The sequence below is a fragment of the Nonomuraea sp. NPDC049709 genome (assembly GCF_040674815.1).
In the GTDB taxonomy this organism is placed as follows: Bacteria; Actinomycetota; Actinomycetes; order Streptosporangiales; family Streptosporangiaceae; genus Nonomuraea.
Window position 1 is genome coordinate 13,645 of the sequence record NZ_JBFANM010000039.1, and the last position, 22,395, is coordinate 36,039.

Below are 22,395 nucleotides of genomic sequence, written 5' to 3' on the forward strand. Positions count from 1 at the left end.
GGGGAGGTCGGTTCGCGGCGGGGTGCGGTGGGGTCGTCGGGGGTGCCCTCGCGGCTGGACAGCAGGCGGCGCAGGGACTCCAGGCGGGCCGGGTCGGCTTTGCCCGCCGCGACCAACGCGTCCAGCGCGCAGCCCTCCCCGAGATGGGTGCAGCCCTTCGGGCAGTCCACCGTTGCCTCGATCAGGTCGGGGAACGCCGCCAGCACCGTCTCCACCGACACGTGTGCCAGCCCGAAGCTGCGTACGCCGGGCGTGTCGATGATCCAGCCCCCCTCCGGCAACTCCAGGGCCACGGCGGAGGTGGAGGTGTGACGGCCGCGGCCGGTCACCGCGTTGACCTGGGAGACGGCGCGGTTGGCGTCGGGGACGAGGGCGTTGACCAGCGTGGACTTGCCCACGCCCGAATGGCCCACCAGGACGCTGATGCGGCCTGTCAGGTGATCGCGCAGCTCGTCCAGGGAACCGCCCTTGTGGACCACGACGTGCGAAACGCCCAGCGGCTCGTAGAGGGCCACCAGCTCGTCGGGCGAGGCGAGGTCGGACTTGGTGAGGCAGAGCAGGGTGTCGATCTCGGCGTCGAAGGCCGCCACCAGGATCCGGTCGATCATGCGGGGCCGCGGCGGCGGGTCGGCCAGCGCGGTCACGATGACGAGCTGGTCGGCGTTGGCCACGACCGGGCGCTCGATGCCGTCAGTGTCCTCGGTGTCGTCGGCCGAGCGGCGCAACATCGACGTGCGCGGCTCCACGCGTACGACCCGGGCCAGCGTGTCGGGACGGCCCGAGACGTCTCCGACCAGGGCCACCCGGTCGCCCACGACGATGCCCTTGCGACCCAGCTCGCGCGCCTTCATGGCCACCACGAGGCGGCGCTGGGGCTGCTTGCGCTTCTGGGCCGACCCCTTCGGGCGCTCCGGCTCGACCAGCGTCGTGTAGCGGCCCCGGTCCACGGCCACCACGAACCCTTCGACGGCGTCTTCATGCGCAGGACGAATCCGGGTCCGGGGCCGGGAGCCCTTGCCCGGCCTGACCCGTACGTCGTCCTCGTCGTACTCCCGCTTTCTCAGCGGTCTGCTCCCATGCGCTCGCATCCCCTCTGTTGTGCTCTGTGCATGATTCCTTGCTGCGGGACGAGGTCGCCGCGGCATCTGGCCGCGGCCCCGCCCGCCGGACGGAACCCGTGACGCGCCAGGCCCTTGGGACCCGGCTCACTCACGCCGAAGTGCTCCGTGTTGTAGCCGGTGCCCCGGCCCGTGGTGCCGGTGCCTCGACTTGCGGTGGCGAAGCACCGGGCCGTGGTGCCGATGATCCGCCGGCCCCGGCACGCGTCGCCGGTGTCCGTGGTGCGTCGTTCCACGTGCCGGGTGCTCCGGCCCGTGGTGCCGGCGTTTCTCGTGCGCCGGCCCCCGTGGCCGGTGGCCGTGGTGCCCTGGCTCGTGAGGTCGGTGCTGCTGGTGTGCCGCCACACGTGGCCGGAGCTCTTCGTGAACCGGCACGTGTGGCCGGTGCCCGGGGCGCGCCGTCTCGTGTGGTCGGTGCTGGTGGTGCCTCGACCTGCGGTGCTGGTCTGTCGATATGGGAAGTCCGTGTTGGTGGTGCGGGTGCCACCTGGGCCTGGACAGGTGGCGGCGTCGTGCTGGTGGATCTTTTCATCGCCATGCGGGCAGCGCGCCGTCACGTGCCGCCCTTTTCCGAAGTGCCCGGCGCTTTCGCGGTGAAACCAGCGCCCGCGGGCCGGTGTGCGTCGGCCCTGCTCACGCCTGGAAGGACGTCTGTCATCGGGCTTCCAGCATCGCCGTCCACATCTGGACGAACTCCGGCAGGGTCTTGGCGGTCGTCGCGATGTTCTCCACCTCGACGCCGGGCACCGCGAGGCCGATCACGGCTCCGGCGGTGGCCATGCGGTGGTCGTCGTAGCTGTGGAAGGTGCCGCCGTGCAGCGGCCGGGGGCGGATGATCAGGCCGTCCTCGGTCTCCTCGGCGTCGCCCCCGAGGCGGTTGATCTCGGTGGCGAGCGCGGCCAGCCGGTCGGTCTCGTGGCCGCGCAGGTGGCTCACTCCCCGGATGCGGCTCGGCATGGAGGCCAGTGCCGCCAGGGCGGCGACCGTCGGGGTCAGCTCGCCCACGTCATGGAGGTCGGTGTCGATGCCGGTGATCTCGCCTGTCCCCGTGACCACGAGGTCGGTCGTCCGGGAGGCGGGACGCTGATCGCCTGCGCCCGCGGACGAGCCTGACTCAGAGCTTGATTCGGAGCCTGATGGGGCGCCGGTTTCGGAGGCGGGGGAGGAGCGGGTGACCGTCGCGCCCATGGTGGTGAGCAGGTCGCGCAGGGCGTCGCCCGCTTGCGTGGTGTGCACCGGCCAGCCGGGGATCGTCACCGTGCCGCCGGTCACCAGCGCCGCCGCCAGGAACGGGGCCGCGTTGGACAGGTCGGGCTCCACCGTCATGTCCCTGGCCGCGATCGGACCGGGCTCCACCCGCCACACGTCGCGCTCGCCGTCGTCCACCGTGACGCCGGCCGCCCGGAGCATCTCCACCGTCATCTCGATGTGCGGCTGCGAGGGCACCGGCGGGCCCACGTGGCGGATCGTGATGCCCTTCTCGAACCGCGCCGCCGCCAGCAGCAGGCCCGAGACGAACTGCGACGAACCCGACGCGTCCAGCGTGACCTCGCCGCCCGTCAGCGGCCCGCTGATCGTGAACGGCAGGGCGTCGTTGTCGATCCGCGCCCCGAGCGAGCGCAGGGCGTCGAGGATGGGGCCCATCGGGCGCTTGCGCGCGTGCGGGTCGCCGTCGAAGGAGACGGGACCGTCGGCGAGCGCGGCCACCGGCGGCACGAACCGCATCACCGTGCCCGCCAGGCCGGCGTCGATGTGCGCGCCGCCGCGGATCGGGCCGGGCGTCACCTGCCAGTCGACCCCCGTGGCGCTCTCCCGGGTGGACTCCAGAGTCGTGCCCATGGCTCGCAGCGCCGCCACCATCAGATCGGCGTCTCGGCTGCGCAGCGCCTGCCGCACGACCCCCGGGCCGTCGGCGAGCGCGGCGAGGAGGAGGGCACGATTGGTCACCGACTTGGAGCCGGGCAGCAGGACGGTGGCGTCGACCGGGCCGGTCGCCGCCGGGGCGGGCCAGTGCGGAGCGGGCATGGTCAAAGAGTACTGGCCGTGGCGGGGCGGGGGTCACAGCCTGTGGATAACGACTGGCGCACTGTTGTGTCCTGTGGATGAGGTGGGTGATGGGGACAGCGGGCACGACGGGGACGGCGGGCATGAAGGGGACGGCGGGTACGACGGGGACGGCGGGGACGGCGGGCGTGACGAGACGACGATGGGAGCGGCGGTCAGGCGGGTGGGGGCATGGGTGTCGGCGGTCCGGCGAGCGGGCGTGTCGCGGAGCGGGCAGCGGCGGCGGGCAGCGGGTGGGGACAGCGGGTGGGGACAGCGGGTGGGGACAGCGGGTGGGGACAGCAGGCGAGGACAGGGGAGGGTAGGGCGGGCGGACGGCAGTGGGTGGAGGTGGCGGGTGGCGGGCAGGGGGTGCGGGCAGAGGCCCGGGTTGGGCGGACATGCGAGCGAAAGCCGGACGTGGCAGTGTGGGGTCATGTGCGGTAGATACGCCTCGGCGCGCAAGAAGCACGAGCTGCTCGAGGAGTTCCAGGTCGAGCAGGACGGTGACCCCGAAAAGGAGCTCGGCGCCGATTACAACGTCGCGCCCACCAAGAACGTCTACGCCGTGCTGAGCCGCGTGCCCAAGGAGGCCGAGCGGGCGGTACGACAGCTCAGGATCGTGAAGTGGGGCCTGGTGCCGGCCTGGGCCAAGGACCCGTCGATCGGCTCGCGGCTGATCAACGCCAGGGCGGAGACGCTGGCCGAGAAGCCGTCGTTCCGGCAGGCGTTCGCGAAGCGCAGGTGCCTGCTGCCGGCCGACGGCTACTTCGAGTGGATGCCGGTCGAAGGCGAAAAGAAGAAGAAGCAGCCGTACTTCATCCACCCGGCCGACGGCGGGGTGCTGGCCATGGCGGGCCTGTACGAGTTCTGGAAGGACCCGTCGCGCGACGACGACGACCCGCTCAAGTGGCTGGTGACCTGCACCGTCATCACCACGAACGCCGAGGACCAGCTCGGCCGCATCCACGACAGGATGCCCATGATGATCGAGCGGGAGCGTTGGGCGGAGTGGCTCGACCCCAAGCTGACCGACACCGCCCAGGCCGCGGAGCTGCTGGTGCCCGCCGAGTCGGGGCGGCTCACCGCGTACGCGGTCTCCACGGATGTCAACAACGTACGGAACAATGGTTCAGACCTCATCAAACCTCTCCCCGAAGAGGAGGAAACCGCGCTTTTCTAAAGGTGTAAGAAGCACGGTAAGTGGGCATCCGGTGAGGAAAGCGATGCATCCGTTTACTCGATGTCACCGCCAAAAATGCCCCCAATTGCACCGGGCGGGACATCCGGGGAGTCCTAGCCGCGGGTTGCCCTCACTCACCCGGAGGTGCGGATTCGTGGACGTCACGACCGCTCGTGAGCGGCTGGAAGAAATGCTCGCGGAGCTGGACCGCTCGATCGGGGTCCTGCAGGGCGACCCTGTCGCCGTGCGTGAGCACTCGGCGGCGGACGCCGGCTCGGACCTGACCGACAACGACCGCGCCCAAGCCATGCTGACCGTGGCCACCGCGCAGCGCCGCGCCGTCATCGAGGCGATCAAACGCCTTGAGGAAGGCGTGTACGGCAGGTGCGTCGACTGCGGCACGCCGGTGCCGGAAGGTCGCCTGGAGGCCCGCCCTGAGGCCGCGCGCTGCGTGCAGTGCCAGGGCAAGAAGGAACGCCGTCGCTGAGAGCGCGTACGCCGCCGGACACGAAGAACGGCGGCGCCGCACCCAGCGGACGGGTCACCCCTTGCGGACGCTGGCCACCAGGTGGATGCCGACCGTGTCGTCGTCGTCCGGATGTGCCTCGAGCTCCGTGCGCACCAGGTAGTTGAGCGCCCGCGCGTCGGACCCGAGCACGTGGTCCACCGTGGACGGCGACAGCACCGTGCGCGGCCGCATCCACTCCACCTCGAGCCCGGCGCCCATCAGCAGCTCGCGCAGCTGCCCGCTGCTGAAGCAGCGCGTGATGCTGCCGTCGGGCCACGGCACGAGCATGACCTCACCGGTCTGCCGCAGGTGCTGCCACTGCTCCTGCTCGGCCAGGATCGCCATGCCGAGCACCAGCGAGTCGACGCACACCAGCGCCCGCCCGCCCGGCCGCAGCACCCTGGCCACATCGCTCATCGCCGACTCGGCCATCAGCTCGATCGACATCACCCGCTCTTCGGCGAGCACCGCGTCCACGCTCGCGTCGGGCAGGAACGCGAGATCGTCGGCGCGTACGTGGCGGACGCGGTCCGCGTCGCGCAATCGGGACTGCCCGTCGACGGTCCGGCGGAAGTCGAGCACCTCGATCACCCGGTGCCCCGCTCTCGCGGCCTGACCCGACCATCGCCCGCGGCCGCCGGAGAGGTCGAGGATCACGGAGGGTTCGCCGGGGAGCCATCGGTTGAGTTGTTCGGCGGCGACGGCGCGGTAGAAGGTCCAGTACGGCCCGAGCGTCCCTGAGCCGTTCAGTTCCTCGGCCGGAATGGGCAGCACACGCGACTCCTGGGTTCCGGAAAAAGGGCTACCAGCCGGTACGTATGACGTTCCCCGCACCGGGTCCTTCGTACCTTCTATCTTGCGGGAACAGACAAGGGCGCGGGCGTGTTGCGACGAGCATGCTCACATTGGTCGACCCCCAGCCCGCTGACCGACTGGTCACGGGCCAGCGGGTATCCTCCCCTGAGTACGGTGTTCCGCCACAGCCGGCCACCGGTGATCTTAGGGGGGTGGGTCCGGTGCCCGCGACAGGCGCGGAGACGCTGGAGCAGCGAAGCGAGCGATTCGAGCGCGACGTCATGCCGTATCTCGAGCAGCTCTACTCCGCCGCGCTCCGGATGACCCGAAATCCCGCGGACGCGGAGGACCTGCTGCAGGAGACCTTCGCCAAGGCGTTCGCGTCGTTCCATCAGTTCCAGCAGGGCACGAATCTCAAGGCGTGGCTCTACCGGATCCTGACCAACACCTTCATCAACAGCTACCGCAAGAAGCAGCGGGAGCCCAAGCAGTCGGGCACCGAGGAGATCGAGGACTGGCAGCTCGCGCGGGCCGAGTCCCACACCTCGAGCGGCCTGAAGTCGGCCGAGGTGGAGGCGCTCGAGCATCTCCCCGACGGCGACATCAAGCAGGCCCTCGCGGCCCTGCCCGAGGAGTTCAGGATCGCGGTCTACCTGGCCGACGTCGAAGGCTTCCCCTACAAGGAGATCGCCGACATCATGGGCACTCCCATCGGGACTGTGATGTCGAGGCTGCACAGGGGACGCAGGCAGCTGCGGGGCCTCCTTGAGGACTATGCTCGCGAGCGTGGCCTGGTCCCGGCGGAGGGATCGAAATGAGCTGTGGCAACCCGCACGACACCGACTGTCGCGAGGTGCTCGACAAGGTCTACGCCTACCTCGACGGTGAGCTGACCGAGGGCGACGTCGCCGGCATCCGCGTGCACCTCGACGAGTGCAGCCCGTGCCTGCAGGAATATGACCTCGACAAGGCGATCAAGGCGCTCGTGGCCAAGCACTGCGGTTGTGACCCGGTCCCCGCGGATCTGCGCTCGAAGGTGCTGGCCCGCATCGCGCAGGTGAGGTCGGAGCTGTCCGACTAGGATTCACCCCATGCGCGTGTTGGTCACCGGGGGTGCCGGGTTCATCGGTTCGAATCTCGTCGATCGCCTGCTGGCCGACGGCCACGAGGTGGACGTGGTGGACGATCTGTCCTCCGGCAGCAGGGACAACCTGACCGGCGCCGCGACCAGCGACCGGTTCAGGTTGCACGAGATGGACATCCGCGATCGGGCCCTCAGCGGCCTGATGGCGGAGTTGCGGCCGGAGGTGGTCTGCCATCTGGCCGCGCAGATCAGCGTGCGCAAGAGCGTGGCCGACCCGGCGCACGACGCCCGGCTCAACGTCGAGGGCACCGCGTCCGTGCTCGCCGCGGCCCAGGAGGGGCGCGCGCGCAAGGTGGTGTTCGCCTCGTCGGTGGCCGTCTACGGCCGCCCGGCGACGATCCCCGTGCCCGGTGACGCGGCGACCGACCCGCGCTCGCCGTACGCCGCCTCGAAGCTGAGCGGCGAGATCTACCTCGCCACGTTCCGAGCGCTGCACGGCATCGAATACACCACGCTGGTGCTCTCCAACGTCTACGGCCCGCGCCAGTCGCCGGACGGCGAGGCGGGAGTCGTGTCGATCTTCACCGACTCCCTGCTCAAGGGCACGCCCACGGTCCTCTACGGCGACGGCACCCAGACCCGCGACTACATCTACGTCGACGATGTGGTCGACGGCTTCGTCCGGGCGTGCGGGCAGGACGGCGACGGGCGCCGGTTCAACCTCGGCACCGGCATCCAGACCACCGACCGCCGCCTGCACTCGCTGATCGCCGACGCGGCCGGCGCCCAGGACAAGCCCGGCTTCGCGCCCCCGCGCCCGGGCGACCTGCCGGCGATGGCGGTCGATCCGGTGCCCGCCCACGACGGGCTCGGCTGGCAGCCGCGCACCGACCTGCCCACCGGGTTGAAGAAGACCGTCGAGTGGGCTGCCGCGCGTCGCACCAGGTAGTTGATTGATTACGCTTTGCTTGCGATTTCCGACTCCGCCCATACGGTTGCGTCGTCTTCTGTAGCGTGAACCCCAGAAGTCGACGTGGAGGCATGTGGATGTTGAAGGTGACGGTCGCCCGGCTGCTCACGGCCATCGTGCTGATCACTCCGGTGGTCATGGTGATCGGCGGGGTGGTTCCTCCCGGGGTGTCCTGGACCTGAACACCGTAGGGGGGCCGCAATGCGTGATCTGCCGTGGCCCGCAAGGGTCTATCTGGTCGCCGTGATCGGCGCGGCGGCCGCTCTCATCGCACGTGACGTGATCGTCTCCGGCACGCCCGTGGCCACGGAGGACCTGGACATCCTCCTGGTCCTCGCGCTGCTGTTCCTGGTGTGCGAGTCGATGCCGACGCTGCTCAACGTGGAGCAGTTCGCGGTGTCGGTCAGCTTCTCCGCCTCGCTGGCGGCCGTGGTGCTGATCGGCCCGGAGGGCGCGGCGGTGGTGGGGCTCACCGCGGTCCTCAGCGTGCGGCCGGGGCTGCCGCTGGTCAAACGGCTGTTCAACGGCGCCCAGTTCGCCATCTGCGGCTACGTGGCCGGGCGGGTGTACGAAGCGCTGCACGGCAAGGTGGGAGTGCCGGGCGTCAACGCGTTCGACGACCTCATCGGCCCCTACGCCGCCGCCACCGCGGTCTTCGTGCCGCTCAACATCGCGCTCACGCTCACCATGATCGGGCTGGCCACCCACGTGCGGGCCACAGAGGTGCCGCTGCGGGGGATGGCGCAGTTCCTGCTGTCCTACCTGGGATACGGCACGTTCGGGCTGCTCGTGGCGGGGTTGTGGGCCACCGTGGCGTCGATCTCGGCCGTGCTGGTGCTGCTGCCGCTGTTCGTGGCGCGCTGGGCGTTCGGCCAGTATCACGCGCAGCAGCGCTCCTACGACGCCACCATCGCCGCGCTCTGCCAGGCGGTCGAGACCAAGGACTACTACACCAGGGGCCACTGCACGCGGGTCTCGCACGCCTCCTCGATGATCGCGCAGGAGATCGGCATGGGGCTGGATCGGGTCCGGGCCATCCGCTACGCGGGCATGCTGCACGACGTCGGCAAGCTCGGCGTGCCGACCAAGGTGCTGCAGAAGGACGGGCCGCTCACCGAGGAGGAGTTCGCCGCGATCCAGCTCCACCCGATGCGGGGGCTGGAGATCGTGCGCGGGATCGGCTTCCTCGACGAGGCGTACGCCGGGATCATGCACCACCACGAGCGCCACGACGGCACCGGCTACCCGATGGGCCTGGCCGGAGACGAGATCCCCGAGTTCGCCAAGGTGATCGCGGTGGCCGACGCGTTCGACTCGATGACCTCCGACCGCTCCTACCGGGGCGCCAGGCCGGTCCCCGAGGCCGTGGACGAGCTGCGCAAGAGCGCGGGCACCCACTTCGACCCCGTGATGGTGGCGGCCTTCATCCGGGCCCTGGACCGCGAGCCGTGGCAGCCGCCGCGTCGCGTGGACCCGCCGCCGCCCGAGGCCACCGAGACCCCGATCAAGGACCACGACGACCCGACCATGCCCATCCAGGTCGTGATGGGGCCATGATCACCACAGAGCGCGTCAGGCGTACCGATCGGTCGATGAACACCGTCCTGCGCAGGCTCGACTCCGGGCAGCTGCTGCTCATCTGCGCGGCGGGCCTGGTCGCGCTCGTGGGCGTGGCGCACACCGCCGCCGTCGGACTCGACCGCCCGGAGATCGCGGTCGGGTTCGGGGCGTTGATCGCGGTGGGCGAGCTGGCCAGGCTGACCATGCCGGGCAACCGGGAGGTCGCGCCGATCGGCGCCGCCGCCGCGCTGGGCTACACGCTGCTGCTCGACCTGAGCCAGAACCCGCTGAGCCACTCCGCGCTGCAGGTCGTCGCCGTGATCGCGGTCGGCATGATCGCGGGAGCGCTGCCGCACCTGGCGGTGGGCCGCCCGCCGCGCCTGGACGCCATGGCCAGGCGGCTGCTCACCGGCGCGCTGCTGGCCTTCGCCTTCCGGCCGCTGGCCGGCCCGCTCTACGAGCTGACGAAGGAGCCGACCAGGACCTGGTGGCCGGCGCTCGTGGTCATGGTCACGCTCATCGCGATCACCCTGCTGATCGACGTGCTGATCGCCGCCATGCTGCGGGCCGAGCAGGTCCGTACGGCGTTCAGGGTGGCCGTGCGCGACGAGCTCAACATGGCCTTCCCCCTGGGGGCCGCCGTGGCCTCGTCGGGCGTGCTGCTGGCCCTGGCCACGCACAGCATGGACCTGGTGGCGCTGCTGGTGTTCGCCGCGCCGCTGCTGGTGACGCAGGTGGCCTTCCGCAAATACGCCGGGATCCGCGCCACCTACCTGCAGACCGTCCGCGCCCTGTCGCGCGTCACCGAGGTCGGCGGCTACGTCGAGCCCGGTCACTCGCGCCGGGTCAGCCGCCTGGCCGTGGCCATCGGCAGAGAGCTGGGCATGGCCGAGCCGGAGCTGCTCGAGCTCGAATACGCCGCGCTGATGCACGACATCGGCCAGCTCTCGCTGCGCGACCCGATCCCGGGCGGCGCCACCGTGCTGACCGAGCCGGAGCAGGCGCGCCGCATCGCCGAGCTGGGCGCGGAGGTGATCAGGCAGACGGGCGTGCTCGACCGGGTGGCCGAAGTGGTCAGCCGGCAGTGCGATTCGGTCACCGACGACCCGCCGCTGTCGAGCCGCATCATCAAGGTGGCCAACGCCTACGACGACCTGGTGGGGCCGTCGACCGACCGCGATCGCGGGGGTGCCGCGCTGGAGCGCATCCGACTGTCCTCGGGGAGCGCGTACGATTCCCATGCGGTCGAGGCGCTCGCCCGGGTGATCGACCGCGGGCGGGTCTGACTCCTACAGCCTGTCCGGCCTCCGGGAGGCAGCCTTTGTGGGGTTCCTACAGATCGTGCTCACCGGATCGGTGGTTAAGGGGGAAAGGGGTCAAGCCGGTCGCGGTCATAGGGTGGTCGGCGTGCTTATCGAGACGCTCGGACCCGTTCTGATCGCCAACCGGGGGGAGATCGCGCGGCGGATCATCCGCACGGTCAAGCGGATGGGGCTGCGCGCCATCGCGGTCCACTCCGAGGCCGACGCCGGCCTGCCGTTCGTGCGCGAGGCCGACGAGGCCGTGCTGATCGGCCCGGCCCACCCGGCGCAGAGCTATCTCGACATCGCGAAGGTGCTGGAGGCGGCCCGCGCGACGGGCGCGAAGTCGGTCCACCCCGGTTACGGGTTCCTCGCGGAGAACGTCGCTTTCGCCCGTGCCGTGATCGACGCCGGGATGGTCTGGATCGGGCCGTCGCCCGAGGCCATCGACCGGATGGGCGACAAGATCAACGCCAGGAACCTCATGGAGGCCGCCGGCGTACCGGTCGCCGCGGGCACCCGCGCGCCGGTCACCGATCTGTCGCTGGCGCTCAGGGCCGCCGATGCGATCGGCTACCCGGTCATGGTGAAGACCGCGGGCGGCGGCGGTGGCATCGGGATGAGCGTGGCCCACGACGACGAGGGGCTGGCCAAGGCGTACGAGCAGGCGGCCAGGGCGGCGGCCAGGTTCTCCGGCGACGCCCTGGACGGCCCCGCCGTGCTGCTGGAGCGCTATGTCGAGCGGGCCCGCCACGTCGAGGTGCAGATCCTCGGCCTGCCCGGCGGACGGGTCGTGGCGCTGGGCGAGCGCGACTGCTCGGTGCAGCGCCGCCACCAGAAGGTCGTCGAGGAGTCCCCCTCGCCGGGCATCACCCCCGAGCTGCGCGAGCGCATGCTGGCCGCCGCCGTGCGGGCCGGCGAGGCCGTCGGCTACCTGGGCGCGGGCACGGTCGAGTGCCTGGTCGACGCCGACGAGCAGGACTTCGTCTTCCTGGAGATGAACACCCGGCTGCAGGTGGAGCACCCGGTCACCGAGCTGGTCACCGGGCTCGACCTGGTCGAGCTGCAGCTGCGGGTGGCCGCCGGGGAGAGCCCGGAGGTGCGGGCCGAGCCCAGGGGGCACGCGATCGAGTTCCGCGTCTACGCGGAGGACCCCAAGCGGTTCCTCCCCGGCCCCGGCCAGATCACGGTCTGGGACGAGCCGAGCGGCGACGGCGTACGCGTGGACTCCGGCTACGAGGCGGGCAACACGGTCACGCCGTTCTACGACCCGCTGATGGCCAAGCTCTGCGTTCACGGCGCCGACCGGGAGGACGCGTTGGCCAAGGCGCGCAAGGCGGTCGCCGCGTTCACCGTTGAGGGACCCAAGAACAACCTGCCATTCTGTGCAGAGCTGCTGGAGAACGCGGAGTTCGCCACCGGCGACTACGACACGGGTCTGGTCGCGCGGATGCGCTCCTAGACCGCATGAGATCGTTGAATCATTGGAAGAGGGGAGTCCCCGTGGCTGAGGTACGCGCAGAGATGGTGGCGAATGTCTGGAAGGTCGTCGTCAACGAGGGCGACAGCGTCTCCGACGGCGACACGCTCGTCATCCTCGAGTCGATGAAGATGGAGATCCCCGTGCTCGCCGAGGACGACGGCGTGGTGTCGCAGCTCAAGGTGGCCGAGGGAGACGTGATCCAGGAAGGCGACCTGATCGCCGTCATCGAGTAGCGCGGGCCAGGAACTTGGCGCGATCGACCACCACGCGCTCGATCGTGCCCTTGCCCACGACGGCGTGCTTGTCGTGGGCCTCGAAGGCGAAGACCAGGCGCCGGCCGTCGACCTCGGTCAGCTCCACGCTGACCTGGACGTGGGTGCCGAGCGGGCTGGCGGCCAGGTGCTCGAGCTCGACCCGGGTGCCGACGGACGTCTCGCCCGGCGCGAGGTGCCGCTCGACGGCGCGTACGGTCGCCGCCTCGGCCAGCGCGAGCAGCCTGGGCGTGGCCAGCACCGGCACGTCGCCGCTGCCGATCCGCTTGGCGGTGTCCTCCATCTCGACCATGATGAGGACCTGCGAGCGGAGACCGGGAGCGAGCGTCATGAGATCAAGCTTATGGCGGGCCATATTGTGCGCCACCAACGGTCGCCGAGTTCTCGGAAACGCGGACAAGTGCGGGCGTAAGGCTCCAGGATAGGCTTTGTACGGCTTGAGGCATTTAAGTGGCATGTGGGACAGGTGAGTCGTACACTCTCTGAGTTCCGTGACCACTGTGTTACCTCACCGCGACAAAAGTTCGCTTTGTTGGAGAGCCGCGGGGTGGGAGAGGTTACAGAGGTAGGGGGGTAGCGGGGGAATCATGGTGGCCCAAGGGACGACGCTGGCGGGGCGGTATCGGCTGGACACCCGCATCGGCGCCGGTGGCATGGGCGAGGTGTGGCGAGGCGAGGACGTCGTGCTCGCACGCACCGTCGCCGTCAAAGTGCTGCTCCCCGGGCGCATGGAGGACCCCGGCTTCGTCGCTCGCTTCCAGGGGGAGGCGCGGGCGATGGCCACGATCAACCACTCCGGGGTCGTCGACGTCTACGACTACGGCGTCAGCGGCGACACCGTCTACCTCGTGATGAAGTTCGTCGACGGCGAACCGCTCGACCGGCTGCTGGGCCGGCTGGGCCGGATCCCGCCGCAGCCTGCCATGGAGCTGATCGCGCAGGCCGCGTCGGCGTTGCAGGCGGTGCACGACCGCGGGATCGTGCACCGCGACGTCAAGCCGGGCAACCTGCTCGTCCAGCGCGACGGCACGCTCGTGCTCACCGACTTCGGCATCGCGCGCTCCGACATGGCCAACCGGCTCACCGACGCCGGCATGGTGCTCGGCACGGCCGCCTACTGCGCCCCCGAGCAGGCCGAGGGCGCTCCCGTGACGCCCGCGGTGGACATCTACGCGCTCGGCGTGGTCGCGTACGAGTGCCTGGTGGGCCAGCGGCCGTTCGACGGCGACAGCGCGGTCACGATCGCGCTCAAGCACATCCGCGAGGCCCCGCCGCCCCTGCCCCAGGAGATCCCCCAGGCGGTGCGCACGCTGGTGGAGATCGCCCTGTCCAAGGATCCGGCCAGGCGCTACCCGAGCGCCCGGGCGATGAGCGAGGCCGCCCGCGCGATCGCCAGCGGCCAGGTGCCCGCCGTGCCGGAGCTGTCCACCGGCGCCACCATGGCGCCGCCTCCGGAGGCGTACCAGCCGCAGACGGCCCCGCACCAGGCCCAGCACCAGGGGCTGCACCAGGCGGGCCAGCAGCACGACCCGAACCCCTACCAGACGGGCGTCAGGATGGCGCACGACGACACGGCGGTGAGCGACCGCCGTGGGGGGAGCCGGCGCGCGGCCAAGGCGCCGCGCCGGACCGGGCTGATCGCGGGCATCGCCGCGGCCGTGGTGCTCGGCGCGGGCGCCACCGCGGTCGCCCTGACGGGCATGACCACCGGCGAGCCGACGCCGACCATGACCGGCGAGTCCGTGAGCAATACGAAGAGCACGCCGAAGACGAGCAAGCCCCAGGTCAAGACGTCGGAGCCGGAGCCGGAGGAGACGAGGCAGCAGCCGAAGCCGGCCACCACCCGGCCGACGCCGAAGATCACGCCCACCCCGGAGAAGACCGACGAGCCGGAGGAGTCGTCCAGCCCCTCGCCCAGCGTCACGAAGTCGCCGACGAAGTCGCCGTCGGGCACCCCCACGCCGACGGGGAACAAGGCGCTGGTGCCCAAGGTGGTCGGGATGAACTTCCTGATGGGGCAGGAACGGATCGAGGCCGCGGGCTTCCAGGCGCGCGTCGACGACCAGACCAGCACGACCAACGGCCTGCGCTGCGGCAGGATCACGCAGACCGTGCCGGCCGGCGGCGTGGCGCTCGAGAAGGGCAAGCCGGTCAAGCTCGTCGTCGTGGACGGCGTCTGCCCGGAGAACTCGCCGACGCCCACCCCGACCCCCACGCCCAAGCCGTAGGGCCGCTCACACCCCCGTCGTGTTGCGGGGGTAGGCGATCTGCGGGTCGGTCGCGATGTTCACCATGTACGGGATCCCGGAGTCGAACGCCCTGCGCAGCGCCGGCCCGATCTCCGACGGCTTCGTGACCAGCTCGCCGCCGCCGCCCAGCGCGGTCACGACCTGGTCGTAGCGGCACTGCGGCTGCAGCTCGGCCGCCACGTCGTAGCCGTACAACATCTGCATGGGGTGCTTCTCCAGGCCCCAGATGCCGTTGTTGCCGCAGATCATGACGACCGGGAGCCGGTGGCGTACGAGGGTGTCGACGTCCATCAGCGAGAACCCGGCGGCGCCGTCGCCGAGCAGCAGCACCACCTGCGAGGACGGCCTGGCCAGCCGGGCGGCGATGGAGTAGCCCAGGCCGGTGCCCAGGCAGCCGTACGGGCCCGGGTCGAGCCAGTTGCCGGGCTGCTTGGGCTCGACGTATTTGCCGGCGTAGGAGACGAAGTCGCCGCCGTCGCCGATCACCACGGCGTCGTCGGCCAGGACCTTGCCCAGCTCGCCGTACACGCGCATGGGGTGGATCGGGTCGGAGCCGGCGGCCAGCAGGTCGGCGTCGCCCGCGATGGCCGCGGCGGCGGCCGCGGACAGCTTCGACACCCACGGCGAGTACGAGTCCGGCTTGACCCCCGCCTCCCCGCAGGCCGCGCCGAGGCTCCAGAACACCACCGAGAGGTCACCGGCGGCGGAGGCGGCCGGCTGCATGTGCGTGGCGAGCTGCGAGGGCGCGTCGGCGATGTGCACCACCCTGGCCAGCGGCGCGCCGTCCTTGCCGCCGAACCAGCCGTAGCCGAGGCGGAAGTCGAGCGGCGTGCCGACCACGATCACCAGGTCGGCCTGGGCGAAGGCGAGGCCGCGGGCCCGGGTGACGAGCAGCTCGTGCCCGGAGGGCAGGATGCCGCGGCCCTGGCCGTTGGGGATGACCGGCAGCCGCCACGTCTCGGCGAAGTCGCGGGCGGCCTCCTCGGCGCGGTCCATCCAGACGTCGGACCCGTAGACCAGCACGGGACGTTCGGCCTCGGCCAGCAGGCTGGCGATGCTCGCCAGGTCGTCGGGGTCGGGCTCGTACGGGGAGGGGGTCTGCGTGTGCACCTCGTGCACCGGCGACGGGGAGAACAGGTGGTCCATGTAGAAGTCGAGGAAGACCGGGCCTCGGTGGGGCGCGACGGCCGTGCGGAAGGCCACCTCGACGTCCTGGCCGACGGAGTCGGCGCCGGCCGCGGTGAAGGAGAGCTTGGTGATCGGCTCGAGCAGCGGTGGATGGTCCATCTCCTGCAGGGCGCCGCTGCCCCAGCGCGACTGGGGTGCCCGGCCGCCCATGACGACCACCGGCGAGCCGTTGAAGTGGGCGGTGGCGACGCCGCTGACGCCGTTGGTGATGCCGGGGCCGGCGGTCAGCACCGCCAGGCCGGGGCTCCTGGTCAGCCTGGCCGTCGCCTCGGCGGCGAAGACCGCGCTCTGCTCGTGGCGTACGTCGAGGATGCGCATGCCCTCGTGCACCGCGCCGTCGTAGAGGGGGAAGACGTGCCCTCCCGACAGGGTGAACATGGTCTCGACGCCATAGGCCTTGGACACGGCGACGGCAGCGTCACCGGCGTGCTTCGCAGACTCCATGCCGGGAACTTACCAACCAGTCACACGCGTAAACAGTCTTTGGGGATCGCGTGGATCTTCATTCGCAACACACGGCGATGACGGACACCGCGCCGCCCGGTGCCCTGGCGGTGATCTTCCGGGCCGTGCCGGGCTTCCTTTCGACGTTGATCGTGGTGTTGGCGGCCACTGTCGTCACGTCGTACACGTCGCGCGGCACGTTCACGCTGACGTCGCCCGACGTCCGCACCACCGCCTTGACCTCCGTGGGCACGTCGGAGAACGACAGGTCCACGTCGCCGGAGCCGACCTCCACGTCGGCCTTTCCGCCGCCGCTGAGCTCCTTCGCGTCGACCAGGCCGGTGCCGGTCCTGGCCCAGAGGTCGCCGGAGACCGAGCGGACGCGGATGTCGCCGGACACGGAGGTCAGCCGCACGTCACCGAAGAGGTCGTCGACCATCAGGTCGCCACCGGCCGTGCCGGCCTCGAGGTCGGTCTCCGGCGGCACGTACAGCATGTAGTCCGCCTGGCAGATGGGACCCGTCGGCTGGTCGAAGCCGGGGCAGACCGCGTCCAGCCGCAGCGTCCTGGTGCGGGTGTCCCAGTCCTCGGTGACCGTCGGGCGGTCCTGCGACCACCGCAGCGACCTGTGGATGAGCAGCTCGCCCGCCCGGCCCGACAGGATGAAGAGGTTCACCTGGCCCTTGCCCGCCTTGATCCGCACCTCGGGGTACTCGAACGGGATGGACCGCATGGTGATGTCCGTCGGCGTCCTGGCCCTGGCGAACCCGCGCCAGAGTCCGACGCTGGACAGCACCAGCGCGGCGACCGTCACCACGGCGCCCGCCGTCAGCCACGCGGCCCTCATGGCAGGCTCCTGATCTTGAGGAACTGCAGGACGGCGAGCACACGACGGTGGTCGCCCTCGGCGGGCGACAGGTCGAGCTTGTTGAAGATGTTGCCGATGTGCTTGCCCACGGCGCCCTCGCTGAGCACTAGGGCCTGCCCGATGCCGGCGTTCGAGCGGCCTTCGGCCATCAGCTTGAGCACCTCGTGCTCCCTGGGCGTCAGCCGTTCGAGCGGGTCGCTGTTGCCGCGCAGCAGGAGCTGGGCGACCACCTCGGGGTCGAGCGCGGTGCCGCCCGAGGCCACCCGGCGCAGCGCGTCGATGAACTCTGCCACGTCCGCCACCCGGTCCTTGAGCAGGTAACCGACGCCCCCGGTCGCGGCGGAGGCGAGCAGCTGGGCGGCGTAACGCTCCTCGACGTACTGGGAGAGCACGAGCACGGCCAGCCCCGGCCGCTGGCGGCGCAGCACGAGTGCGGCCCGCAGTCCCTCGTCGGTGTGCGTGGGCGGCATCCGGACGTCCGTGATGACCAGCTCGGGCCGGTGCTCCTCGGCCGCCCGCAGCAGCCCCTCGGCCTCGTCCACGGCCGCCACCACCTCCATGCCGGCGGCGTCCAGGAGCCGGATCAGCCCCTCCCGCAGCAGCACCGAATCCTCGGCGAGCACTACTCGCACGGCAGCTCCACCTCGATCGTCGTCGGTCCGCCCAGCGGGCTGGACAGCCGTAGCGCGCCGTCCACGGCGTCGATGCGCTGGGCCAGGCCGCGCAGTCCGGTCCCGCCGTCCAGCCGGGCGCCGCCGCACCCGTCGTCGTAGACGAGCACGTGCAGGCGGTCCCGCTCGCGCCGCACGTTCACCTCGGCCCGGGTCGCGGCCGCGTGTTTGGCGATGTTGGTCAGTGCTTCGGACACGATGAAGAAGGCCACCGCCTCGATGGTCGGAGAGGTACGCCGCTCGATGTCGACGCGCAGCTTGACGGGGAAAGGGGCACGGGCGGTGACACCGGACAGCGCCGCGTCCAGACCCTGGTCGTTGAGCACGGCCGGATGCAGGCCCCGGACGAAGTCGCGCAGCTCCTTGAGCGCCTGTTTGGCCTCCTCATGGGCCTGCTCGATGGCCTCGCGGGCCGAGTCGGGCAGATCGGTCAGGGTGGCCCTGGCCAGGCCGAGGTTCATGGCGAGGGAGACCAGCCGCTGCTGGGCGCCGTCGTGCAGATCCCGCTCGATCCTACGCCGCTCCGCGTCGGCCGCGTCGATCACGCCGGCCCGGCTCTCGGTCAGCGTCTCGATCCGCTGCCCCAGCTCCGAGCGGCTGGGCCCGAGCAGCGTACGGGCCACCGACAGGTCCAGCGCCGCCATGCCGCGGGCCAGGAGCGGCGCGAGGAGCAGCAGGACGAACCCCACCGTCATGAACACGCCCAGGACCCGGCCGTCCCTGAGGTCGAACACGAACTCCAGCGGCGGCTTCTGCAGCTTCGGCGGCAGGAAGGCCAGCAGTCCCACCACCGCCCCGCCCCACACCATCGCCACCAGGAACGCCCCGGCCGCGCTCACGAACGGCGACAGCACGTGGTAGCCGATCTGCCGCCAGGTCGCCGGGTGCCGCCAGCTGCTCGGGGAGGGCACAGGAGGGATGTGCGCCCCGAGGAAGGCGTCGAACCGCGACCGCTGCACCGAGGTGAACGCCGGTACGGCTCGCACCAGCACGGGCGGCGCCACGGCCAGGACGAGCGTCAGCCCGCCGAGCAGCACGCCGACCGGGACACCGATCATCACGTGGGCCGTGTCGAGCCAGGCCCGTGCCGACCACGGACGGGGGACTTTCATGCCCATAACGGTATTGACCGGTGGCGGGGTCGCGAAATGGGTCTGGTGTGCCGGTGAATGGTAGGGCTAGCCCCACCCCCTCAGACGCTCTGCCTGAACCCCGCCGGGTCGAACGCGCCGCCGAGCGGGGCGCCCAGCCCCTTGCGCGCCACCTCGGCGAACGCCCGCCTGTCAGCGAGGCGGCCCGCGCCCTCGGGCAGCACCCCGGCCAGGGGGCGGGCGGCCAGCATCTCCAGGTCGGCCACGTCACTCCGCTCGGCCTGCCCCGGCGCGGCGGGCCAGCGCCCGATGACGACCCCGGCCAGGTCGAGCCCGCGGTGGGCCATCGCCTCCAGCGTGAGCGCGGTGTGGTTGACGGTGTCGCCGCCCGCCCGCACGACGACCAGCACCTGCGCCTGGAGCGTACGGGCGAGGCCGGCGACGGTGGCGCCGTCCTCGTCGTAGCGGTCGAGCAGCCCGCCCGTCCCCTCCACGACCACCAGCCGGTTGCTGTCCGCCAGCTCCCGCACCAGCTCGGCGGCCCCCGCCAGCGACACGGGCGGCATCCCGGCGGCTCTCGCGGCGGCGGCCGGCGAGAGCGGGCCGGGGAAGCGGCCCAGCTCGAACGTGGTGGTGATGCCGGACAGCCGGATCACCTCGTCCACGTCGCCGGGCGCGCCGGCCGGGACGCCGGTCTGGGCGGGCTTGACCACGGCCGCCGTGGACCCGCGCGCCAGCGCGAGCGCCGCCAGGGCGGCCGCCACCACGGTCTTGCCCACGCCGGCGCCGGTGCCCGTGACGACGAGGATGCTCATGTGCCCAGCTTAGGAGTGCCGCGTGCGGTCTCAGGGGCGGCGCAGGCGGGTGACGAACTTGTACCGGTCGCCGCGGTAGAGCGACTGGGCCCACTCGACGGGGTTGCCGTCGGCGTCGAAGGCGTGGCGGGTGAGCAGGAGCATCGGCAGGCCGACGTCCACGCCGAGGGCCTTGGCGTCGTAGGGGGTGGCCAGGACGGTCTCGATGATCTCCTCGGCGTCCGTCAGCCGCACGTTGTAGGCGTTGTGCAGCGTCTCGTACAGCGAGGCGTGCACCTCCAGCTCGCGCCGCAGCCGGGGGAAGCGGCGCGCGGACAGGTGGGTGGTGTCGATCGAGACCGGCTCGCCGTTGGCCAGCCTGAGCCGGTGGATGCGCAGCACGCGACCGCCGGGGTTGATGGCCAGCCGCCGCGCCAGGGCCTCGTCGGCGGTGATGTAGCCGATCTCCAGGATCTTGGTGTCCGGCTCCAGCCCGGCCGTGCGCAGGTCTCCGATGTACGAGGTCAGCTGCAGCACCTGCGCGACCTTCGGTTGCGCCACGAATGTGCCCTTGCCCTGGATGCGCAGCAGCCGTCCCTCGACCACGAGCTCGGTCAGCGCCTGCCTGACGGTGGTGCGCGAGGTCTCGAACCGGACGGCCAATGTGCGCTCGGGCGGCAGCGCCGTACCGGCGGGGAGGGTCTTGGTGAGCTCGAGCAGGGCCCGTTTCACGTCGTAGTACTTGGGAACGCGGGGGCTGTCGTCTGTCACGCTCTCACCTTCACTTCTGCCACGGCGGTGAGGGCGTGTCTGATCACCGCGAGATCATCGGAACTCACTTCGGCCCGAGTGGTCAACCGCGGGCTGGAGCGGTGGACCGGCGCCGGACGCGTACGGGTGCCGGCACGCGCGGATCCGGGCAGCTCAGGTTGATTGTGAAGGATATCCACAGCAGCGTGCGCGATCACAACCGAGGCCGGTCCACGCGCCGTGTCGCGGTAGGAGCACCTGCCCGTGTGGATCACCTCCGGCCGACCGTGCCCTGCCTCGTCCTGAGATCCGGGCGGCTTCGCAGTGTGACGGTTCTCACAATATGAGATTTCGGGATAAGACCAGTTGGGTGAACGATGCCGTATCTGTCTTCACTGTGCGACTGAAGGGGCGTGCGCACGCCCTATGGTGATATGCCCCGGGAGCGGCGAAGTCTGCCCGCAAACGTGCCGGTCTCACCGGGGGTCGGTTTGGTTGTTGCGAGGAAAAGCACGCATGATGCACTCGTGCCGACTCTCAGCGACCTCGTAGCCCGCCACACAGCGCTCGACGAGGCGGACCTCGACTGGCTGCACTCGCTGGTCTCCGACTGGCAGTTGCTGGCCGACCTGTCGTTCGCCGACCTCATCCTGTGGGCGCCGCTGCTGGGGGAGAACGGCTGGATCGCGATCGCCCAGATGCGCCCCACCACCGGCCCGACCGTCTATCACGACGACATCGTCGGCAGCGTGGCCGCCAAGGGCGAGCGCCAGCTCATCGACACGGCCTGGAACGAGCGGCGCATCTGCCGCGAGGGCGATCCCGACTGGTCCACCGGCGTGCCGGTCAGGGAGGAGACCATCCCCGTGCGCCGGGCGGTCGAGGGCGGCGAGGGGCGCTTCCTGGCGGTCATCCAGCGCTCCACGAACCTCTCCTCGGCCCGCACGCCCTCCCGGCTGGAGCTGACCTACCTGCAGAGCGCCTCCGACCTGGCGCAGATGGTGGCCGAGGGCCGCTTCCCGTTCTCCGGCGAGGAGCCGATCCTCGTGCGCTCGCCGCGCGTGGGCGACGGCCTGCTCAGGCTCGACCGGGCCGGGCGCGTCACGTACGCGTCCCCGAACGCCCTGTCCGCCTACCGCCGGCTCGGCCTGCACGCGGACCTGGTCGGCGCCGAGCTGGGCCGGGTCACGGCCACGCTGTGCTATTCAGACGAGCCGATCAACGAGGACCTCATGATCGTGGCCAGCGGGCGCGCGGCCAAGGAGACCGAGGTCGAGTCGGGCGGCACGATCGTGCAGCTCAGGGCCATCCCGCTGATCGTCGGCGGCGGCCGCATCGGCGCGCTGGTGCTCATCAGGGACGTGACCGAGCTGCGGCGGCGCGAGCGCGAGCTGATGACGAAGGACGCCACCATCCGCGAGATCCACCACCGGGTGAAGAACAACCTGCAGACCGTGGCCGCCCTGCTCAGGCTCCAGGCCAGGCGGCTCCAGGTGCCCGAGGGGCGGGAGGCGCTGGAGGAGGCCGTACGCCGGGTCGGGTCGATCGCGATCGTGCACGAGACGCTGTCTCATGCCCCCGAGGAGTTCGTGGACTTCGACGAGATCGCCGACCGGGTGATCGCGATGGCCGGGGAGGTGTCGTCGCCCGAGGTGGCCGTCATGCCGCGCCGGGTGGGCGGGTTCGGCGTCCTGCCCTCGCTCATCGCCACACCGCTGGCCATGGCGCTGACCGAGCTGTTGCAGAACGCGCTGCAACACGGGCGCCCCAAGAGGCTGGAAGTGGTCGTCGAGCCTGCCCTCGAGCGGCTGAACGTGACCGTCTGGGACGACGGCCGGGGGCTTCCCGGGGGCTTCGATCTCGACAGCTCGACCAGCCTGGGGCTGCAGATCGTCCGTACGCTGGTGGAGGGGGAGCTGTCCGGGCGGCTCACCATCGAGCCGCGCCTGGAAGGCGGCACCGAGGTCGTGCTGTCGATCCCGCTCCCGTCCAGCTGACGGCCCAGTAGACAGCCCAGTTGACA

General features: G+C 71.1%; 20 protein-coding genes and 1 pseudogene. 11 read left to right on the plus strand and 10 right to left on the minus strand.

What is annotated here, in order from left to right:
• Window positions 1–44 precede the first annotated feature (44 nt).
• Window positions 45–1,088, minus strand: a pseudogene (gene rsgA / locus AB0J69_RS33970) (ribosome small subunit-dependent GTPase A); the annotation flags it as partial.
• A gap of 684 nt (window positions 1,089–1,772) precedes the next feature.
• A complete protein-coding gene (gene aroA, locus AB0J69_RS33975) occupies window positions 1,773–3,143 on the minus strand; it encodes a 3-phosphoshikimate 1-carboxyvinyltransferase (protein ID WP_364125803.1) in 1,371 nt (456 codons plus the stop codon).
• 454 nt (window positions 3,144–3,597) lie between these two features.
• On the opposite strand from aroA, the gene AB0J69_RS33980 reads away from it, so the two are divergent.
• Entirely contained in the window at window positions 3,598–4,344 is a 747-nt protein-coding gene (locus AB0J69_RS33980; protein WP_364125805.1) for an SOS response-associated peptidase, read from the plus strand.
• A 154-nt stretch (window positions 4,345–4,498) separates the two neighbouring features.
• Window positions 4,499–4,831, plus strand: coding sequence for a TraR/DksA family transcriptional regulator (locus tag AB0J69_RS33985; protein ID WP_364125807.1), 333 nt, complete (start codon window positions 4,499–4,501; stop codon window positions 4,829–4,831).
• 54 nt (window positions 4,832–4,885) lie between these two features.
• On the opposite strand, the gene AB0J69_RS33990 is transcribed toward AB0J69_RS33985, so the two are convergent.
• A complete protein-coding gene (locus AB0J69_RS33990) occupies window positions 4,886–5,626 on the minus strand; it encodes a methyltransferase domain-containing protein (RefSeq protein ID WP_364125810.1) in 741 nt (246 codons plus the stop codon).
• Between the two features lie 233 nt (window positions 5,627–5,859).
• Here AB0J69_RS33990 and AB0J69_RS33995 point away from each other — a divergent pair, with 233 nt between their 5' ends.
• The 7 genes from AB0J69_RS33995 (at window position 5,860) to AB0J69_RS34025 (ending at window position 12,278) form a co-directional block, all read left to right on the plus strand.
• Window positions 5,860–6,465 carry a sigma-70 family RNA polymerase sigma factor gene (locus tag AB0J69_RS33995; protein WP_043624264.1) on the plus strand — a complete coding sequence of 202 codons (606 nt, stop codon included), beginning with the start codon at window positions 5,860–5,862 and terminating at the stop codon, window positions 6,463–6,465.
• On the plus strand, window positions 6,462–6,728 hold the full coding sequence (gene rsrA, locus AB0J69_RS34000) for a mycothiol system anti-sigma-R factor (protein WP_364125813.1): 267 nt from the start codon (window positions 6,462–6,464) through the stop codon (window positions 6,726–6,728). The genes AB0J69_RS33995 and rsrA overlap by 4 nt, the downstream gene beginning before the upstream one ends.
• 10 nt (window positions 6,729–6,738) lie before the next feature.
• Window positions 6,739–7,680 (plus strand): NAD-dependent epimerase/dehydratase family protein, encoded by a 942-nt coding sequence (locus tag AB0J69_RS34005; protein ID WP_364125815.1) that lies wholly within the window; start codon window positions 6,739–6,741, stop codon window positions 7,678–7,680.
• Window positions 7,681–7,902: 222 nt separating this feature from the next.
• A complete protein-coding gene (locus AB0J69_RS34010; RefSeq protein ID WP_364125818.1) occupies window positions 7,903–9,258 on the plus strand; it encodes an HD-GYP domain-containing protein in 1,356 nt (451 codons plus the stop codon).
• Window positions 9,255–10,547, plus strand: a complete 1,293-nt coding sequence (locus AB0J69_RS34015; RefSeq protein ID WP_364125820.1) for an HD domain-containing phosphohydrolase — start codon at window positions 9,255–9,257, stop codon at window positions 10,545–10,547. The genes AB0J69_RS34010 and AB0J69_RS34015 overlap by 4 nt, the downstream gene beginning before the upstream one ends.
• Window positions 10,548–10,668: 121 nt before the next feature.
• Window positions 10,669–12,024: a biotin carboxylase N-terminal domain-containing protein gene (locus AB0J69_RS34020; RefSeq protein ID WP_364125822.1), complete on the plus strand. Its 1,356-nt coding sequence runs from the start codon at window positions 10,669–10,671 to the stop codon at window positions 12,022–12,024.
• Window positions 12,025–12,065: 41 nt separating this feature from the next.
• Window positions 12,066–12,278 (plus strand): biotin/lipoyl-binding carrier protein, encoded by a 213-nt coding sequence (locus AB0J69_RS34025; protein WP_364125825.1) that lies wholly within the window; start codon window positions 12,066–12,068, stop codon window positions 12,276–12,278.
• On the opposite strand, the gene AB0J69_RS34030 is transcribed toward AB0J69_RS34025, so the two are convergent.
• Window positions 12,268–12,648, minus strand: a complete 381-nt coding sequence (locus AB0J69_RS34030) for a hotdog domain-containing protein (protein WP_364125828.1) — start codon at window positions 12,646–12,648, stop codon at window positions 12,268–12,270. The genes AB0J69_RS34025 and AB0J69_RS34030 overlap by 11 nt on opposite strands.
• Window positions 12,649–12,904: 256 nt before the next feature.
• Between AB0J69_RS34030 and AB0J69_RS34035 the strand changes: the two genes are divergently transcribed.
• The gene (locus AB0J69_RS34035; RefSeq protein ID WP_364125831.1) at window positions 12,905–14,545 is read left to right on the plus strand and encodes a protein kinase; all 1,641 of its coding nucleotides are present in this window, start codon (window positions 12,905–12,907) and stop codon (window positions 14,543–14,545) included.
• Window positions 14,546–14,551: 6 nt separating this feature from the next.
• Here the strand turns inward: AB0J69_RS34035 and AB0J69_RS34040 are convergent, their stop codons facing one another.
• The 6 genes from AB0J69_RS34040 to AB0J69_RS34065 form a co-directional block, all read right to left on the minus strand.
• On the minus strand, window positions 14,552–16,198 hold the full coding sequence (locus AB0J69_RS34040; RefSeq protein ID WP_364125834.1) for an acetolactate synthase: 1,647 nt from the start codon (window positions 16,196–16,198) through the stop codon (window positions 14,552–14,554).
• Window positions 16,199–16,256: 58 nt separating this feature from the next.
• Window positions 16,257–17,045, minus strand: coding sequence for a DUF4097 family beta strand repeat-containing protein (locus tag AB0J69_RS34045; protein ID WP_364125837.1), 789 nt, complete (start codon window positions 17,043–17,045; stop codon window positions 16,257–16,259).
• On the minus strand, window positions 17,042–17,698 hold the full coding sequence (locus tag AB0J69_RS34050; RefSeq protein WP_364125839.1) for a response regulator transcription factor: 657 nt from the start codon (window positions 17,696–17,698) through the stop codon (window positions 17,042–17,044). The genes AB0J69_RS34045 and AB0J69_RS34050 overlap by 4 nt, the downstream gene beginning before the upstream one ends.
• Window positions 17,689–18,849 (minus strand): sensor histidine kinase, encoded by a 1,161-nt coding sequence (locus AB0J69_RS34055; RefSeq protein ID WP_364125842.1) that lies wholly within the window; start codon window positions 18,847–18,849, stop codon window positions 17,689–17,691. Before AB0J69_RS34055 ends, AB0J69_RS34050 begins: the two co-directional genes overlap by 10 nt.
• 80 nt (window positions 18,850–18,929) lie before the next feature.
• A complete protein-coding gene (gene bioD / locus AB0J69_RS34060) occupies window positions 18,930–19,643 on the minus strand; it encodes a dethiobiotin synthase (RefSeq protein ID WP_364125844.1) in 714 nt (237 codons plus the stop codon).
• Window positions 19,644–19,673: 30 nt separating this feature from the next.
• Complete coding sequence (locus AB0J69_RS34065) at window positions 19,674–20,393, minus strand: GntR family transcriptional regulator (protein ID WP_080045341.1); 720 nt, start codon at window positions 20,391–20,393, stop codon at window positions 19,674–19,676.
• 506 nt (window positions 20,394–20,899) lie between these two features.
• Here AB0J69_RS34065 and AB0J69_RS34070 point away from each other — a divergent pair.
• Window positions 20,900–22,369 carry a histidine kinase N-terminal domain-containing protein gene (locus AB0J69_RS34070; RefSeq protein ID WP_364125847.1) on the plus strand — a complete coding sequence of 490 codons (1,470 nt, stop codon included), beginning with the start codon at window positions 20,900–20,902 and terminating at the stop codon, window positions 22,367–22,369.
• Window positions 22,370–22,395 lie beyond the last annotated feature (26 nt).